The following is a 17,981-nucleotide window of genomic DNA, read 5'->3' on the forward strand; positions in this document are numbered from 1 at the left end:
GGCGGCCGCGGCCGTCCCACGGCCGCGCTGCCACGATCGGCCCGGCTGCTCGACGAGTTGGGCCTCGCGCGTGCCACTCCCGCGTCCCTGATGGCCCGTTGGGCGTCCGCGGCGGACCGTACAGGCGACTGCACGGCGGTCCTCGGCGCCGGGCCGCGCGGCCCGCTGAGCGTGGATCTCACGGAGGAGGGCCCGCATCTGCTGATCGAGGGCCCGGCCGGCAGCGGCCGTACGGAACTGCTGCGCTCCGTCGCCGCCTCGCTGGCGGCGGCGGCCCGGCCCGACCGGCTGGGACTGCTGCTGGTCGACGGCGCCGGCGGTGAGCGCGGCGAAGGGCTCTCGGTCTGTACGGAACTGCCGCATGTGACCGAGCATCTCGTCGCCTCCGACCCGGTCAGGATGCGGGAGTTCGCCCAGGCGCTGGGCGCCGAGCTGAAGCGGCGGGCCGAGCTGCTGGGCTCCGCGCACTTCGCCGAGTGGCACGGCGAGCAGGACGCGCGCGAGGTGTCGGAGCGGCTGATCGGACAGCGCGCGCCGAGCGCCGCCGAGCAACGGACCGTACGGCGCGGCGAACCACGCGCCGACCAGCCCGAACAGCAGCCGGACGGCGCGCGCCCGGACGGTTCACGCCCGGACGGGACTCATGGCGCCGGACAGCGCGGCGACGGGCCGCGTGGCGACGGTCGTGGCGAGCCGGAGTCTCCCGCCCGGGGCACGCTCAGACTCCGTACCACCATGGGCCGTTCGGCTCCCGGACAGCGGCCCGCGCCGCTGCCTCCGCTGCCCAGGCTCGTCGTGCTCGTCGACGACTTCGACGCCCTGGTCGCGCCCGCGCTCGGCAGCCCGGGAAGGCCGGCGGCCGGTTCCGTCGTACGAGCCCTGGAGGCCGTGGCCAGGGACGGCGAGCGGCTCGGAGTACATCTCGTGGCGGCCTCGGCGCGTCCCGAGCGCACGGTCGACACGGAACTGGCGCAGGGCGCGCGGCTGCGCGTCGTGCTGGACGCGCCGCCCGTCGCGCCCTCGCCCGACGATCCGGCGCCGGGCCGTGGCCGGCTCGGGCATCCGGACGGCCGGGTCACCCCGTTCCAGGGCGGCCGGGTCACCGGACGTATTCCGCGCACGGCGACGCTCAGGCCCACGGTGTTGCTGGTCGAGTGGGAGCGGATGGGTGATCCACCGGCCCGCAGGCCGGTCAGGGAGCTGGGCAACGGACCGACGGATCTCGCGCTGCTCGCCAGCGCGCTCGACCGGGCCGCGCGCTCGGTCGACGCCGTCCCTGTCGCCCCACTGACCCCGGCTCACCCATAACCGTCCCCAATTCACCCATGACCGTCCCCGGCTCACCCGGGAAACCCTGAAGATCCCTTTACGTCCGTCGTTTTACGTCGCCCGACGTCACGAGCCCATCACGATCATCGAGTTGGCACCGACAGCGGTATTGCGGCGCCAGGTCACCGCGCGTAGGACTGTGCGCACGGGACGAGTGCAGCGCCGCCAACGTCACGGCCGCTTCGCCGTTCCACACGCGTAGATCCGTACGCACCAGGACAGAGACGGGGCAGTGATGGGCACAACTCGTAGGGCACGCAAGGCACTCGGCACGGGCAGAGGCGGCTGGAACAGCCGCAGGGCGGCGGTGGCGATCGTCGCGGTCGGTGCCGTAGCCCTCAGCGGCTGCAGCGGCGATTCGGGCGACGACAAGGGCTCGGACGGCGGCACGAGCAAGAAGCCCGCCGCGGCAAGCGTCCAACTGCCCAAGCTCGACGGCGAGACCATCCAGGTGGCGGCTGTCTGGACGGGGCCCGAGCAGGAGAACTTCACCAAGGTTCTGACGGAGTTCGAGAAGCGCACCGGCGCGAAGGTCACCTTCGTGCCCGCGCAGGACCCGATCGTCAACTTCCTCGGTACGAAGATCGCCGGTGGCAGCCCTCCGGACGTGGCGATGCTGCCTCAGGTCGGCGCGATCCAGCAGGCCGTGGAGAAGAAGTGGGCCAAGCCGGCCGGCGCCGAGGCCAAGGCCCAGCTCACCAAGAACTACAGCAAGGTCTGGCAGGACCTCGGCGCGGTGGACGGCGAGCAGTACGGCGTCTACTTCAAGGCCGCCAACAAGTCGCTGGTCTGGTACAACAACGCCGCGTTCGAGAACGCGGGCGCGACGGTGCCCAAGACCTGGCCCGAATTCCTGTCCACGGCCGAGACGATCTCCGCCTCCGGTGTCACTCCGGTCTCGGTCGGCGGTGCCGACGGCTGGACGCTCACCGACTGGTTCGAGAACATCTATCTCTCCCAGGCGGGCCCGGAGAAGTACGACCAGCTCGCCCAGCACAAGATCCCGTGGACCGACGGCTCCGTACGGGACGCGCTGACCACGCTCGGCCAGCTCTTCGGCAAGCCGGCCCTGATCGCGGGCGGCGCGGACGGCGCGCTCCAGACCGAGTTCCCGGCCTCCGTCACCCAGACCTTCACCGGCGGCGACCAGCCCAAGGCCGCGATGGTCTTCGAGGGCGACTTCGTCGGCATCAACATCGCCGAGACCGAGGCCAAGATCGGTACGGACGCCAAGGTCTTCCCGTTCCCGGCGGTCGGTCCCGACGCACCGGTGGTGACCGGCGGCGACGCGGCCGTGGCGCTCAAGGACAGCAAAGGCGCGCAGGCGCTGCTGACCTTCCTGGCCTCGACGGACGCCGCGAAGATCTGGGCGGAGTCGGGCGGCTTCGTCTCGCCGAACAAGTCCCTGGACACGGCCTCGTATCCGAACGACGTCCAGCGCGACATCGCCAAGGCGCTGATCGCCGCGGGCGACGACGTCCGCTTCGACATGTCGGACCAGATGCCGCAGTCGTTCGGCGGTACGCCCGGCAAGGGTGAGTGGAAGGCCCTCCAGGACTTCCTGAAGAACCCGAAGGACGTCGCGGGGGCCCAGCGGAAGCTGGAGTCGGACGCGGCCAAGGCGTACCAGAGCTGACGCGATGACGTCGGCGGCGACGGGGGGCACCGTGCAGGTGCCCCCCGGCACACGTAAACGCAAGAGCGTGACAGGCACACGTAAACTCGTCGCGGCCGGCTTTCTGCTGCCCGCGCTGGTGCTGCTGGGCGCGCTCGTGGTCTACCCCATCGGGTTCTCGGTCTACCGGTCCTTCTTCGACAAGTCCGGCGACAACTTCGCCGGGCTCGACAACTATGTGGAGATATTCACCGACGACACCATCCTGACCGCGGTCCAGAACAACGCGATCTGGGTGGTGGTGGCGCCCACCGTCGCCACGGCTCTCGGGCTGATCTTCGCCGTACTGACCGAACGCGTGCGCTGGGGCACGGCGTTCAAGCTGATCGTCTTCATGCCGATGGCGATCTCGATGCTCGCGGCGGGCATCATCTTCCGGCTGGTGTACGAGCAGGATCCGGACCGCGGTGTCGCGAACGCGGTCTGGGTGGGCGTGCACGACACGTTCAACGAGTCGGCGGGCTTCCCCAACGCCCATCCTCTGCCGGTCCATCCGCTGGAGTCGGCGGGCGGCGGCGCGTTCATCACCAAGGAGCCGGTGAGCGCGGGCAGCGTGGTCCAGCTGCCGCTGGTGGGTGTGGCACCGGCGAAGATGCCCTCCGACGCGGTGCCCGCCAAGGCGGCGACAGCGCGGGACGGCCAGGTCACCGGTACCGTCTGGCTGGACTTCACCCGGGGCGGCGGCGGCAGACCCAATGTCATCGACGCCCAGGAACTCGGCCTCAAGGGCATCCAGGTGGAGGCCGTCAAGGACGGCAAGGTCGTGGCCTCGGCGAAGGCCGGCGCGGACGGTACGTTCAGCCTGCCCGCGGCGGCCGACGGAGCTCAGCTCAGACTGCCCGAGGCCAACTTCAGGGAGCCGTACAACGGCGTGGACTGGCTCGGTCCCTCGCTGGTCACCCCGGCCATCATCGGCAGCTATCTGTGGATGTGGGCCGGATTCGCGATGGTGCTGATCGCGGCGGGACTGGCGAGCGTGCCCAGGGAGCTCATGGAGGCCGCCCGGGTGGACGGCGCCAACGAGTGGCAGGTCTTCCGCCGGATCACCGTGCCGCTGCTGGCACCGGTTCTCGCGGTCGTCATGGTCACGCTGATGATCAATGTGCTGAAGATCTTCGACCTGGTCTTCATCATCGCGCCGGGCTCGTCCCAGGACGACGCGAACGTACTGGCGCTCCAGCTCTACCGCTCGTCGTTCGGCACGGACGCGGATCTCGGCGTCGGCAGCGCCATCGCCGTACTGCTGCTCCTGCTGGTGATCCCGGTGATGCTCTTCAATGTGCGGCGGATGCGAAAGGAGACGCGCCGATGACCACGAACAATGAGACGGTCAAGGCGCGGCAGCCTCTCGCCGGCCGGATCGCGGCCCGGGCGGGCGGCGGCGCGATGCGGGTCTTTCTGATCCTGGTCGGCCTGTTCTGGCTGATGCCGACGATCGGACTGCTGCTCTCCTCGCTGCGCGACTCCGCGGACATCGCCGGAAGCGGCTGGTGGCAGGTCTTCACCGCGCCCGCGCAGCTCACCACCGAGAACTACTCGCGGCTCCTCGACAACGACACGATCACCAACTCGCTGTTCTCCACGATCCTGATCACCGTCCCTTCGACCGTCCTGGTCGTGGTGATCGGCTCGCTGGCCGGATACGCCTTCGCCTGGCTGGACTTCCCGGGCCGCGACTGGTGGTTCCTGGTGGTCGTGGGACTGCTGGTGGTTCCGGTGCAGGTCGCGCTGGTGCCGGTCTCGAAGCTGTTCGGCGCCATCGGCATCTTCGAGACGACCTTCGGCGTGGTCATCTTCCATGTCTCCTTCGGCCTTCCCTTCGCGATCTTCCTGCTGCGGAACTTCTTCGCGGAGATCCCGAAGGAGCTGCTGGAGGCGGCCCGGCTCGACGGAGCGGGCGAGATACGGCTGTTCACCCGGGTCGTGATGCCGCTCGGCGGTCCCGCGATCGCCTCGCTCGGCATCTTCCAGTTCCTCTGGGTCTGGAACGACATGCTGGTCGCGCTGATCTTCGCGGACTCGGACAGCCCGCCGATCACGGTCGCGCTCCAGCAGCAGGTACGGCAGTTCGGCAACAACATCGATGTGCTGGCGCCCGGCGCCTTTGTCTCGATGGTGATTCCGCTGGTCGTGTTCTTCGCGTTCCAGCGGCAGTTCGTAACGGGCGTGATGGCGGGAGCCGTCAAGTAGCCGTCGCTGTATGTCCGTAGACGGCCTCAGGCATCGGTCGCCGTACGGAGAAGCCCGGGGAGGGCCGGTCACGGGACGACCGGCTCTCCCCGACTCCGTCCAGCACCCTCCGTCCAGCACCGCGCGCGACGCGGCACACGCGTTCAGCGATTCGCCCGTATGCCCCGTCCGGCGTAACCCCGTCACCCTGTCGGCCGTTCCCGGACCATGCCCCGGTTCAGTGTCATCGTGTCCGCGTACATGGTCCAGGCGTATCTGAGGGAGTGTCTGGAGTCGGTACTGACCCAGTCCTACGACGATCTCGAACTCATCGCGGTGGACGACCGCTCGCCCGACGCCTGCGGCACGCTCATCGGCGAGAGCGCCGCCCGGGACGACCGGATCATCACGGTCCGGCTGCCCGAGCACTCGGGCGCGGGCCCTGCCCGTCGCGCCGGGCTCGCCCGCGCCACCGGCGATTATGTGATCTTTCTCGACGGTACGGACACGCTCGTACCCGACGCGCTCCGGTCGATCGCGGACCGGCTCAAGGAGACGGACGGCCCGGACGTCCTGGTGTACGGCCATGTCCGTACGCGCTGGTCGGGCGAGACCGTACGCGACACCGCCCGGCCCGCCCGGCCTCAGGGCCGGCCTCAGGGCCAGGACTCTCCGCTCACCGAGGAAGGGCCCGCGCCTTTCCGGCTGACCGACCGGCCCGCTCTGCTGACCTGGGAGCTCGCGGGCTCGCACTTGGCCTGCCGACGGGAGTTCCTCGTGCGGGAAGGTTTCGCCTCTCCCTCCGGGCCTTCCGCAAGCCACGGCGACACCGCGTGGATCTGTACGGCGCTGATGACGGCCGCATCGATCGTCACGCTGGACCGGGTCTGTGTGCGTGAGCGTGAGCCGTACCGGATTCCCGGGCAGTGCCTCTTCCCGGGTGTCTCTCCGGACGTCTTGCCTGATGGGCGCGGGCAGTTGGATCTCTTCGAGCCGTACGACCGGCTCTTCGCCCTGGTCGACACGCGGCGCGAACTGGCCCGCTGGCGGCCGGTGCTCCACCGGCGGATGCTCGACGCGTTCGGGCATCTCGCGGCGATGAACGGCGCGGCGACGGACGGCGCGTGGAAGCACGGCGCATGGACGGGTGGTGCGTGGAAGCACGGCGACCGGGCCGAGTTCTTCCGGCGCGCCCGCGCTCACCACCGTCGCTACCGCGTGCCGGGCGCCGACCGGCGCATGGAACATCTGCTGTTGCGGCTCGGCGCACACCGTACATACCGGATGCTTCGGGTCGCGGACCGGCTGCGCCGGCGCCTCGGCCGGGCCGCCGCCGGACTGTTCCGTACCGTACGAGTCGTCGCGCTACGGCTCCACTACGGCATCCAGCGACGGCTTCCGCTCCGTGCGGACCGCGCGGTCTTCACGGCGTACGCGCCGGGCGTGCGCGGCAGCCGAGGCGGCCCCAACAGCCGCAGCGGTTACGGCGGTTACACGGGCGATCCCGCCGCCATCGAGGAGACGGTGCGGGAGCTGGCGCCGCACATCCGTACCGCCTGGATCGCCGATCCCGTACACCAGCACACCGTCCCGACCGGTACCCGTCGGCTGCGTCCCGGCAGCTTCGCCCACTGGACGGCGCTCGCCCGCTCCCGCTATCTCGTCGGCGACAGCGGCTTCGATGCCCGGCTGATCAAACGGCGAGGCCAGATCCTGCTTCAGACGCACCGGGGAACACCTCTCGCGTCGACCGGGCTCGATCTGCTGGACCGCCCGGCGGCGGCGCGTGACACGGACTTCGGGCTCCTGCTCGCCGACGCCGCCCGCTGGGACTACTCGCTCTCGGCCAACCGCCACTCCACCCTGATCCACGAACGGACCCGGCCGTCCACGGCCACCACGCTGGAGTACGGCAGTCCGCGCACCGATGTCTTCCACCGGGCCACGGCGTCCGATGTCGCCCGGCTGCGCGAAACGCTGGGCATCCCGGAGGGCTTCACCGCCGTCCTGTACGCGCCGGCATACCGCGACTACCGGTACAGCCAGCGCACGGCGCTCGATCTGGAGCGGGTGGTGCGGTCGCTGGGACCGCGCCATGTCCTGCTGGCCCGCGCCCATCCCGCGTACGGCGCGCCTCTCCCGCACGCGCCGCATCCCAGGATCCTCGATGTGTCGGACCATCCGTCGGTCGAGACTCTCTGTCTCGCCTCCGACGTCCTGCTCACCGACCACTCGTCGCTCATGTGCGCCTACGCCGTTCTCGACCGGCCGATCGTCCTTCACTGCGACGACCGCGAGGCGTTCGAGGCGGCCCGCGGTCTGTATGTCGATCCGCTGGTCTTTCCGCCGGGCGTGGTCGCGCGCGACGAGGACGAGCTGATCGACATCTTCACCTCCGGCCACTGGCACGGCTCCCGCTCCGCCCAGGTGCGGACCGCGTTCCGGGCGCGCTTCTGCCCGTACGACGACGGGCGCGCGGCGGAGCGTGTCGTACGGCATGTCTTCCTCGGCGAGCCGGCGGGGCTGCCGGTGCCGCTGCCTCCGGAGGAACGCACTCCGGCGCTGTTGCCCGGGCGCGTATAGGGCGCACGGCGCCACAGCACATACGAGCACGTCCCGGCGCCTCAGCCGTGCGGCGCCTCAGCCGTGCCGGACCGCCGCCACCGCCGAGGCCGCCAGATCGTCCAGATATCCCTTGGGCAGATCACCACGGACCACCACCAGCCGCCAGTAGAGCGGTCCGACGATCAGATCGAGGGCCCGGTCGGCGTCCGCGCCCTCGGACAGTTCTCCGCGCTCGACGGCCTCGCGGACGATCACCGCGGCGATACCACGCTGTCCGTCCAGCAGCGCCGTCTTGATCGCGTCGGCGATCTCGGGATGGCGGGCCGCCTCCACCAGCAGATCCGGGATGACCTGCGAGGCGACCGGATGGCGCAGGGCGTGGGAGGCCACTTCCAGCAGGGCGCGCACATCGCCGTAGAGAGAACCGGTCGCGGGAGCGGGCAGTCCTTGCGCCGCGAAGGCGGAGACCAGATCGAGGACGAGCGCGAGCTTCGACTTCCAGCGGCGGTAGACGGCGGTCTTGCCGACACCGGCCCGGCGCGCGATGCCCTCGATGGACATCCGGGCGAAGCCGACGGCGGCCAGCTCCTCGAAGACGGCGGCGCGGATGGCGTCGGTCACATCCTCCCGGAGCACGGCGGCTCCCGCGGGGACACGGCGTGAGGTGCGGGGGTCCGTGGTCATGGACACCGAGCATAGCGTCACCACGGCGTCACGACGACACGGTTGCGTCGCGACGTACTCCGTCCTACCTTGGGCGTCACGACGATACGGACTCGTTCCGTCGCAGCTCGGTCTCAGCTCTCTCCGAGCGCCTCCCTCAGCGCTGTAGCGCCGTCCCAGCCGACGTCGAAAGCCGACCTCCGTGAGCCAGCCGATCACACCGACCGCACCAGCCGAACCGGTCCAGGACCCGAACCGGACTCCGGACTCCGCGCCTCCACCTCGCACGCAAACCAGGCTCAATGCCGGGACCGGCACCGTGACCGGCACCGAGACCGACCTCACCGCCCTCGCCCGCCGCCACGGGCTGACCGTGAGCGGCGCCCGGCCGACGCTGCCCGAGTATCTCCGCGGGCTCTGGTCACGGCGGCACTTCATCGCCGCCTTCGCCACCGCCCGGCTGACCGCGCAGTACAGCCAGGCAAAGCTGGGCCAGAGCTGGCAGATCATGACTCCGCTGCTCAACGCGGCGGTCTACTACTTCATCTTCGGTGTGCTGCTCGGCACCAAGGACGGTGTGCCGGACTTCGTTCCGTTCCTGGTCACGGGCGTCTTCATCTGGACCTTCACCTCCAGCTCGATCATGGCGGGCACCCGCGCGATCTCCGGCAATCTCGGTCTCGTACGGGCCCTGCACTTCCCGCGCGCCGCCCTGCCGATCGCGCTCGCCCTCCAGCAGCTCCAGCAGTTGCTCTTCTCCATGGGCGCGCTCACGGTGATCCTGGTCTGCTTCGGCCAGTACCCGAGGCCGAGCTGGCTGCTGGTGCCTGCGGTCCTGGTGCTCCAGTCGCTCTTCAACACCGGGATCTCGATGGCCGTGGCGCGGCTGGCGGCCAGGACTCCGGACATCGCCCAGCTCATGCCGTTCGTCCTGCGCACCTGGATGTACGCGTCGGGTGTGATGTGGAGCGTCGACAAGGTGGCCGGCGGCGACCGGGTGCCGCACTGGGTCACGGTGGCCCTGGAGTGCAATCCGGCCGCCGTCTATATCGATCTGATGCGCTTCGCGCTCATCGACAGCTTCACCGCCGACCGGCTGCCGCCGCACATCTGGGCCGTGGCCCTCGGCTGGGCCCTGCTCGCCGGGATCGGCGGATTCCTGTTCTTCTGGAAGGCCGAGGAGGAGTACGGACGTGGCTGAACACATCCCCGCCGTCACCGAGCCCACCGTCACCGGGCCTGTTCCCACCGTCGTCGCCGACGGTGTCCACATCAGCTATACGGTCCATGGCACCCGGGGCGGCCGGGGCAGCGCCACCTCCGCCCTGAGCCGGATCGTCTCGCGCCGGAGCACGCCCGGCGCGCGCCAGGTGCATGCCGTACGAGGTGTCAGCTTCGCCGCGTACAAGGGCGAGGCGATCGGTCTGATCGGCTCCAACGGATCGGGCAAGTCGACACTGCTCAAGGCCGTAGCCGGGCTGCTGCCGCCGACGAAGGGCAGAATCTTCACCCGGGGCCAGCCCTCGCTCCTCGGCGTCAACGCGGCGCTGATGAGCGATCTGACGGGCGAGCGCAATGTGATCCTCGGCGGGCTGGCGATGGGCATGTCGCGCGAGCAGGTACGGGAGCGCTACGACGACATCGTGGAGTTCTCCGGGATCAACGAGAAGGGCGACTTCATCTCGCTGCCGATGCGGACCTACTCCTCGGGCATGGGCGCCCGGCTGCGCTTCTCGATCGCCGCCGCCAAGAGCCATGAGGTCCTGCTGATCGACGAGGCGCTCTCCACCGGCGACGCCAAATTCCAGCGCCGCAGCCAGCAGCGCATCGCCGAACTCCGCAAGGAGGCGGGCACGGTCTTCCTCGTCAGCCACAGCAACAAGACGATCACCGAGACCTGCGACCGGGCGCTCTGGCTGGAGTCGGGGACGCTGCGGATGGACGGTCCGGCGGCGGAGGTCGTCGCGGCGTACGAGGAGTTCACCGGCAAGAAGAAATAACACCGGAAACAGCGCCAATTCGGGTTAATGTGCCGGTCGATGACGAACCGTCCGACCGGCACGGCCGGCGCCCCCGAGCCCACGTCCGCCCGTACACCTCTCCATCCGTCCGCGCACGGCTCCGACCGTGCTTCCGCCCACGCCTTCGCTCGTATCCCGCGGATCGCCCGCCGCTGCTGGACCGCCCGCGCCCGCGCCATCTGGGCCGTCTGGACCGTCTGGGCCCTGACACGGCTCGCGATGCTCTGGCTGATCCTGCATGACACGCTCGGTGTGGGCGCGGTCGGCCGCGAGGTGTACGGCGTCTACCGGCACTGGTACGAGCAGCTCAAGCTGGGCTCGTATCCGCTCGACGATGTGACCTGGCAGTATCCGCCGGGCGCCGGGGCGGTGCTGCTCTCTCCGGCGCTGCTGCCGTGGCTGACGTACTTCCAGGCGTTCGTCGCCCTGGCCCTGCTCTCCGACGCGGTCATCACGCTCGCGCTGAGGCGGGCCGGGCGCGGCGCCGGATCGTCGGCCGCCGGCGTCTGGCTGTGGGTGTGCGGACTGCCGCTGCTGCTGCACACTCCGCTCGTACGGTACGACGTCCAGGCCACCGCCCTCGCCGTACTCGCCCTGCTCACCGTCCGCCGCCATCCTCTGATCGGCGGAATGCTCGCCGGGCTGGGCGCGATGGTGAAGGTCTGGCCCGCGCTGACTCTGCTGGGCACGCCTCGCGGCCGTACCACCCGTGCCGCCTGGATCTCCGCCGCGGTCGGCGCTCTCGCACTGCTGGGCGTTCTCGCGCTGAACCTCTCGCGACCGCTGGACTTTCTGCGCCAGCAGGGCGGCCGGGGCATCCAGATCGAGTCGCTCGGCGGCACCGCGCTCTCCCTGGCCCGGCTGGCGGGCTGGTCGGGCAGTGTCGAATACCGTTACGGCGCCTTCGAGTTCACCGGCCCGCATGTGCGGGAAGTGGCTCTGGCCGCCCTGCTGCTGACCGCGTCGGCCTTCTGCTGGCTGCTGCTGTGGCGAGTACGCGCCGTCCGCTGGACGGCGGCCACTCCGTTCGACGCGGCGCTGACCGCCGTACTCCTCTTCACCGTCACCAGCCGGGTGATCAGCCCGCAGTATCTGATCTGGCTGCTGGGCCTGGCCGCGGTCTGTCTCACCTCGCGCGCGACCGGCCAGCGTCCGGTCGCGCTGCTGCTGCTCCCGGCGACGGTCCTCAGCGCCGTGGGCTATCCGGTGCTGTATCTGGACGTCATGGCTGTCACACCGCTGGGCTGTGCGGTGATGGCGCTCAGAAACGGACTTCTGCTGGCGGCGGCGCTGCTGGCCTGTAGACGGCTGTGGACCGGGACACGGAGAGAGACGCCCGGCTCGACTTGAGCCGGACGCCTCTCATCCGTCCTCGGCGAGACACCGTCGGACGGCCGGAGCTGAATTCACCCGAACGGGCGTCGGCCACTCAGCCCCCAGCCGCCCACGCGCCTCGTCCCGGCCCTGACGGCTCCCTGCCGACAGGCAGTCCCCGTCCCGTCAGCGATGCGTCCGCAGCAGCGTCCGCATCGTCCTCATCGCGACCGACAGATTCGCCAGATCGAACGCGTCCGAGCTCTGGATCTCCTCCAGCGTCGCCCGCGCACGCGCGAGAATCGCCGCGTTCTTCCGCTCCCACGCGGTGAAGCGCTCCTCGGGCGTCGAGTTCCCGTTGCCCACGGTCAGCACATCCGCGGTCAGCGCGGCGTGCGCCGCGTACAGGTCCTCGCGGATCGCGGCCCGCGCCATCGACTGCCAGCGGTCGGCCCGCGGCAGCTCCACGATCCGGTCCCTGAGCTGGGTGATCCGCAGCCGCTCACCGAGGTCGTAGTACACCTCGGCGACGGAGAGCGGATCCTGCCCCGTACGGTCCGCGATCGCGACGATGTCGAGCGTCGGGAAGGCGGACGAGAATCCGGCGACCCGTACGGCCAGCTCCTCGGGAACGCCCGCGTTGGTCAGCTCCGCCAGAATGCGCTGGTACCACTCCATCTCCGCGCCGCGCAGCATCGTGGGCAACTGCGCCCAGACCCGCTCGACTCCCGCCGCGAAGAACTCGATGGTGCCGGTGATCTCCAGCGGCTGCGGCCGGTTGCCCAGCAGCCAGCGCGTACCGCGCTCGACCAGTCGGCGCGAGTGCAGCCTGATCCGGGTCTGGACAGCGGCCGGGACCTTGTTGTCCAGCGCCTCCACGGCGTCCCAGACCGCGCCGAGACCGAAGATGTCCCTGGCCGAGGCCTGCGCCCTGACGATCTCCTCGATCGAGGCGCCGGTCTCCTCGCGCAGCCGGTGCAGGAAGGTCGAACCACCGCTGTTGACGGTGTCGTTGACCAGCACCGTCGTCACGATCTCCCGGCGCAGGGCGTGCCCGTCGATCCGCTCCGGGAACTGCTCGCGCAGCGCCGACGGGAAGTACGCGTGCAGCAGCTTGCGCAGATGCGGATCGTCCGGCAGGTCGGTGTGGATCAGCTCGTCGGCCACCGTGATCTTGGTGTACGCGAGCAGCACCGCCAGCTCCGGCTGGGACAGACCCTTGCCCGTGTTGAGCAGTTCACGGATCTGCCGGTCGGTCGGCAGGAACTCCAGCGCCCGGTCGAGATGTCCGTCCCGCTCCAGCCGACGGATGAACCGCTGGTGCGCGTGGAGGAGCGAGGGCGACTGGGAGACCGCGTTGGCGAGGGCCGTGTTCTGCGCGTAGTTGTTGCGCAGCACCAGCGCGCCGACCTCGTCGGTCATCTCGGCGAGCAGCTTGTTGCGCTGCTTGACGGTCATGTCGCCTTCCGTCACCAGCCCGTTCAGCAGGATCTTGATGTTCACCTCGTGGTCGGAGGTGTCCACACCGGCGCTGTTGTCGATCGCGTCGGTGTTGACCTTGCCGCCTTCACCGCCCGCGCCACGCCGTGCGAACTCGATCCGGCCGAGCTGGGTCAGTCCCAGATTGCCGCCCTCGCCGACGACCTTGACCCGCAGATCCTCGCCGTTGACACGGATCGCGTCGTTGGCCTTGTCGCCGACATCGGCGTTCGACTCGGTGGAGGCCTTGACGTACGTACCGATCCCGCCGTTCCACAGCAGATCCACCGGGGCGTGGAGGATCGCCTTCATCAGCTCGGCGGGGGTCAGCTTGGTGACACCCGGCTGGATCCCGAGGGCCTCGCGTACATGCGCGTTGACCGGGATCGACTTGGCCGTACGCGGGTGGATACCGCCGCCCTGCGAAAGCAGCCGCTTGTCGTAGTCGGCCCACGAGGAGCGCGGCAGCTCGAACAGCCTGCGGCGCTCGGCGTACGAGGTGGCCGCGTCCGGGTGCGGATCGAGGAAGATATGCCGGTGGTCGAAGGCCGCGACCAGCCGGATGTGCTCGGAGAGCAGCATGCCGTTGCCGAACACATCGCCGGACATGTCACCGACGCCGACGACCGTGAAGTCCTCGGACTGGGTGTCATGGCCCAGCTCACGGAACTGCCGCTTCACCGACTCCCAGGCGCCACGGGCCGTGATGCCCATGCCCTTGTGGTCGTAGCCCGCGCTGCCGCCGGAGGCGAAGGCGTCCCCGAGCCAGAAGTCATAGGCGAGCGCGACCTCGTTGGCGATGTCGGAGAAGCTCGCGGTGCCCTTGTCGGCGGCGACGACCAGATAGGTGTCGTCCTCGTCGTGGCGGACCACATCGGCCGGCGGCACGACCTCGCCCGCGACCAGGTTGTCGGTGATGTCGAGCAGCGCCGAGATGAAGATCTTGTACGAGGCGATGCCCTCGGCCAGCCAGGCGTCCCGGTCCACGGCCGGATCGGGGAGCTGCTTGGCGACAAAGCCGCCCTTGGCGCCGACCGGCACGATCACGGTGTTCTTGACCATCTGCGCCTTGACCAGGCCGAGGACCTCCGTACGGAAGTCCTCACGCCGGTCGGACCAGCGCAGACCACCGCGGGCGACCTTGCCGAAGCGCAGATGCACGCCCTCGACCCGCGGCGAGTACACCCAGATCTCGAACGCCGGCCTGGGCGCGGGCAGATCGGGGATGGCCTGCGGGTCGAACTTCATCGACACATAGCTGTGATAGCCGGCGCCCTGGTTCCTCCGGCCTCTCCTGTCACCGCCCGCGCTCGCCTTCTGGAAGAAGTTCGTACGGAGAGTGGCCTTGACCAGGGTCAGGAAGGAACGGAGGATCCGGTCCTCGTCCAGGCTCGCGACCTGGTCGAGGGCGCCGTCGAGCTCCTCCAGCATCGCTTCGGTCAGCTCCGTACCGGCACGCTGGCGCTCCGGCGACATCCGGGCCTCGAAGAGGGAGACCAGCAGCCGGGTGGTGTGGACATTGCTCCGGAGGGTGTCCTCCATGTAGTCCTGGCTGAAGGTCGAGCCGGACTGGCGCAGATACTTGGCGTACGCGCGCAGCACCATCGCCTGCCGCCAGTCCAGACCGGCGCTCAGGACGAGGGAGTTGAAGCCGTCGTTCTCCGCCGCGCCCGTCCAGACCGCGGCGAAGGCGTCCTGGAAGCGCTCGCGGGCGTCATCGGCGAGATAGTCGCCGTCCGCGCCGCCCAGCGGCATCCGCAGACCGAAGTCGTAGATCCACGCCGTCGAACGGTCCGCGCAGCGCAGCTCGTACGGCCGCTCGTCGACGACCTCGACACCGAGCCGCTGGAGCACCGGAAGGACGGCGGAGAGGGAGACCTGCTCGCCAGAGCGGTAGATCTTGAAGCGGCGCTCGCCGGGGCCCGCGCCGACCGGCTCGTACAGGGAGAGCGAGAAGTCCGACTCCTCCTTGTCGAGGGCCTCCAGATGGACCAGATCGGCGACAGCGGCGCGCGGCGAGTGGTCGGCCTTGTAGCCCTCCGGGAAGGCGTTGCCGTAGTGGCGCAGCAGCTCGGCGGCGCGCTCCTCGCCGCATTCGGCGTTCAGCGCCTCGCCGAAGGCGTCGGACCAGGAGCGGGCGGCCTCGACCAGCCGGGCTTCGATCCGGTCGGTGTCGGCGTCGGTGAGCTTGGCCAGCTCGGTGCCACGGGGAACCCGGATCACGAAGTGGAGCCTGGAAAGAATCGATTCTGTGTTCCAGGCGGTGAAGTCGACGCTGGAGCCGCCCAGTTCCTCCTTGAGGATGTCGACCAGCCGCAGCCGGACACCGGTGGTGTAGCGGTCGCGCGGCAGATAGACGAGGGCCGAGTAGTAGCGCCCGTACTCGTCCTGGCGCAGATAGAGCCGCAGCCGCCTGCGCTCCTGGAGATAGAGCACGCTGGTGACGATCGAGCGGAGCTGGTCGACCGGCGTCTGGAACAGCTCGTCGCGCGGATAGGTCTCCAGGATCTGGAGCAGATCGCGGCCGTCGTGGCTGTCGGGCGAGAAGCCCGCGCCCTCCAGCACTTCGGCGACCTTGCGCCGGATCACCGGGACACGCCGTACGGACTCGGTGTACGCGGCCGAGGAGAAGAGCCCGAGGAAACGCCGCTCGCCGACGACATTGCCCTTGTCGTCGAACTTCTTCACACCGACATAGTCGAGATAGCCCGACCGGTGCACGGTGGAGCGGCTGTTGGCCTTGGTGAGGACGAGCAGCTTGTGCTCACGGGCCTTGGCGCGGGCGTCGGCGGGCAGCCGGCTGAAGGAGGGACTGACCGGATGGTCGTCGTCCTCGCTCTGCCGTGGGTCGGAGCGCAGGATGCCGAGGCCGGTGCCCGCCACGGCGGACAGGGCGTCCGCGTCCGTGAGCTGATACTCGCGGTAGCCGAGGAAGGTGAAGTGGTCGGCGGCGAGCCAGCGCAGCAGCTCACGGGCCTCCTCGACCTCCTGGTCGCGCAGATCGTCGGCGGTCGGCTCGGTGGGCAGTTCCTCGGCGATGCGCAGCGCGGAGTCGCGCATCTTCTCCCAGTCCTCGACGGTCTCACGGACGTCGGACAGGACACGGAGCAGATCGGCGGTCATCTGCTGGAGATCGGCGCGGTCGGTCTCGCGGTCGATCTCGACATGGATCCAGGACTCGACGAGCACATCGTGCGCGAGGCCCGCCGCGGTCTCGCTCCCTTCGGGGAACACCTCGATCAGCTTGCCGGTGACATCACGGCGCACGACGACCTGCGGATGGATCACCGCGTGGATACCGCGGCCCTGCCGGGAGAGCTCATTGGTGACGGAGTCGACCAGGAACGGCATGTCGTCGGTGATGACCTCGACCACGGAGTGGCTGCACGTCCAGCCGTTCTCCTCGACCGTCGGGGTGTGCACCCGTACGCTGGCCGTTCCCTGCGGACGGTGTCCAGCCAGCCGGTAGTGGGAAAGCGCCGCGCCGAGGATGTCGACCGGGTCGCGGTCGGTGAGGTCCTCGGGTGCGGTGTGCAGGTAGTAACGCTGGAGGTACGCGCGCAGCGCGCCCTGGCCGAGACCTGCGGGAGCTCCCGTGGCACCGGCACCGTTGCCGCCGCCGAGGAGGCCACCGGGACCGCCGGGACCGCCCCCGTGGCCCTCGCCATGAGGCCCGGCCGTTGCCTCGTCCTTCCGGGGGCCGCCCCCCAGCCCCCCGGTCCACCCCGCCGGGCTGTTCTCAGCGGCCCGAGCCGCCTGTTCCAGCAGCTCGGCCTTGGCTTCGTCCAGCTTGGTCTGCATGTCCTCTGGCTCCTGTCGCGCGCCGTTGCGTGACGTAGGTGAAGGAAGCGACGCAACGCCACGACGCGGGGTTTCCGGTCGAGGTCGACGTTATGCCGCGATGAGAGATGTCCGGGGCGTTATTGGCCAATTTTGGCGGCCGGCCCGGATCCTGGTGATCAGCGATCACCCGGACGCTGTGGCGCTCCGGGCACGGGCGGAGGGCCTCACTGCCCCCACGGCTTATCGCGCTGATCACCGCCCAAGGTTATCGCTCCTCACCCGGGAGCCGTCATGAGCCGCATGTGTACAAAAGAGGGCCAATAAGTTTGACACTCTGGACAGCGACACGGACCGCGCCGACCGGGACGGGAAGCGGTCGGCGGGACGACACTGGTCGACAGATGGACAGATCGACCCACCCTTTCCGGGAGCAGTCATGGCAGCCAAGGTTCTGATCGTCACCGGCGACGCCGCCGAGTCCCTCGAAGTGCTCTATCCCTACCAGCGTCTGCGGGAGGAGGGGTACGAGGTCCATATCGCGGCGCCCTCCCGCAAGAAGCTCCGGTTCGTGGTCCATGACTTCGAGCCCGGCTTCGACACCTACACCGAGAAGCCCGGCTACACCTTCCCCGCCGATCTGGCCTTCTCCGAGGTCGATCCCACACAGTACGCCGCCGTCGTCATCCCGGGTGGCCGCGCTCCCGAGTACCTCAGGGCCGATCCGGAGCTGCGCAAGATCCTCAAGTCCTTCTTCGACGCCGACAAGCCCGTCGCCCAGATCTGCCACGGCCCGCTCCTGACCGCCGCCCTGGGCGAGCTGGCCGGCCGCCGGGTGACCGCGTATCCGGCGCTGGAGCTCGACATGCAGGCGGCCGGCGCCACCTTCCAGGACAGCGAGGCGGTCGTGGACGGCAATATCGTCTCCGCCCGCGCCTGGCCGGACCACTCGGCCTGGATGCGGGAATTCCTCACGATCCTCCGGG

General features: G+C 69.7%; 11 protein-coding genes. 9 read left to right on the forward strand and 2 right to left on the reverse strand.

Annotated elements, in window-relative coordinates:
- The 5 genes from GA0115259_RS09855 to GA0115259_RS09875 form a co-directional block, all read left to right on the forward strand.
- Positions 1 to 1,308: FtsK/SpoIIIE domain-containing protein (locus tag GA0115259_RS09855; RefSeq protein WP_256097964.1), on the forward strand; the 1,308-nt coding region annotated here is incomplete at its 5' end.
- A gap of 256 nt (positions 1,309 to 1,564) precedes the next feature.
- On the forward strand, positions 1,565 to 2,965 hold the full coding sequence (locus GA0115259_RS09860; RefSeq protein WP_093593907.1) for an ABC transporter substrate-binding protein: 1,401 nt from the start codon (positions 1,565 to 1,567) through the stop codon (positions 2,963 to 2,965).
- Between the two features lie 4 nt (positions 2,966 to 2,969).
- A complete protein-coding gene (locus GA0115259_RS09865; protein WP_093593910.1) occupies positions 2,970 to 4,316 on the forward strand; it encodes a carbohydrate ABC transporter permease in 1,347 nt (448 codons plus the stop codon).
- The gene (locus GA0115259_RS09870) at positions 4,313 to 5,194 is read left to right on the forward strand and encodes a carbohydrate ABC transporter permease (protein ID WP_093593913.1); all 882 of its coding nucleotides are present in this window, start codon (positions 4,313 to 4,315) and stop codon (positions 5,192 to 5,194) included. The genes GA0115259_RS09865 and GA0115259_RS09870 overlap by 4 nt, the downstream gene beginning before the upstream one ends.
- A 207-nt stretch (positions 5,195 to 5,401) precedes the next feature.
- A complete protein-coding gene (locus GA0115259_RS09875; protein WP_093593916.1) occupies positions 5,402 to 7,756 on the forward strand; it encodes a bifunctional glycosyltransferase/CDP-glycerol:glycerophosphate glycerophosphotransferase in 2,355 nt (784 codons plus the stop codon).
- 57 nt (positions 7,757 to 7,813) lie between these two features.
- Here GA0115259_RS09875 and GA0115259_RS09880 read toward each other — a convergent pair whose 3' ends face one another.
- Positions 7,814 to 8,422: a TetR/AcrR family transcriptional regulator gene (locus tag GA0115259_RS09880; RefSeq protein WP_093593919.1), complete on the reverse strand. Its 609-nt coding sequence runs from the start codon at positions 8,420 to 8,422 to the stop codon at positions 7,814 to 7,816.
- A 298-nt stretch (positions 8,423 to 8,720) separates the two neighbouring features.
- Between GA0115259_RS09880 and GA0115259_RS09885 the strand changes: the two genes are divergently transcribed.
- The 3 genes from GA0115259_RS09885 (at position 8,721) to GA0115259_RS09895 (ending at position 11,772) form a co-directional block, all read left to right on the forward strand.
- On the forward strand, positions 8,721 to 9,602 hold the full coding sequence (locus GA0115259_RS09885; RefSeq protein ID WP_093593922.1) for an ABC transporter permease: 882 nt from the start codon (positions 8,721 to 8,723) through the stop codon (positions 9,600 to 9,602).
- Positions 9,595 to 10,401, forward strand: a complete 807-nt coding sequence (locus GA0115259_RS09890; protein ID WP_370747579.1) for an ABC transporter ATP-binding protein — start codon at positions 9,595 to 9,597, stop codon at positions 10,399 to 10,401. The genes GA0115259_RS09885 and GA0115259_RS09890 overlap by 8 nt, the downstream gene beginning before the upstream one ends.
- A 240-nt stretch (positions 10,402 to 10,641) precedes the next feature.
- A complete protein-coding gene (locus GA0115259_RS09895) occupies positions 10,642 to 11,772 on the forward strand; it encodes a glycosyltransferase family 87 protein (RefSeq protein WP_093593934.1) in 1,131 nt (376 codons plus the stop codon).
- A gap of 150 nt (positions 11,773 to 11,922) precedes the next feature.
- On the opposite strand, the gene GA0115259_RS09900 is transcribed toward GA0115259_RS09895, so the two are convergent.
- Positions 11,923 to 17,016, reverse strand: coding sequence for an NAD-glutamate dehydrogenase (locus GA0115259_RS09900; RefSeq protein WP_093593925.1), 5,094 nt, complete (start codon positions 17,014 to 17,016; stop codon positions 11,923 to 11,925).
- Positions 17,017 to 17,434: 418 nt separating this feature from the next.
- On the opposite strand from GA0115259_RS09900, the gene GA0115259_RS09905 reads away from it, so the two are divergent.
- Positions 17,435 to 17,981, forward strand: a 547-nt coding sequence (locus GA0115259_RS09905) for a DJ-1/PfpI family protein (RefSeq protein WP_093593928.1), incomplete at its 3' end; no start/stop codon positions are given.

Origin of the sequence: Streptomyces sp. MnatMP-M17 (genome assembly GCF_900091995.1) — a bacterium.
Classification (GTDB): Bacteria; Actinomycetota; Actinomycetes; order Streptomycetales; family Streptomycetaceae; genus Streptomyces.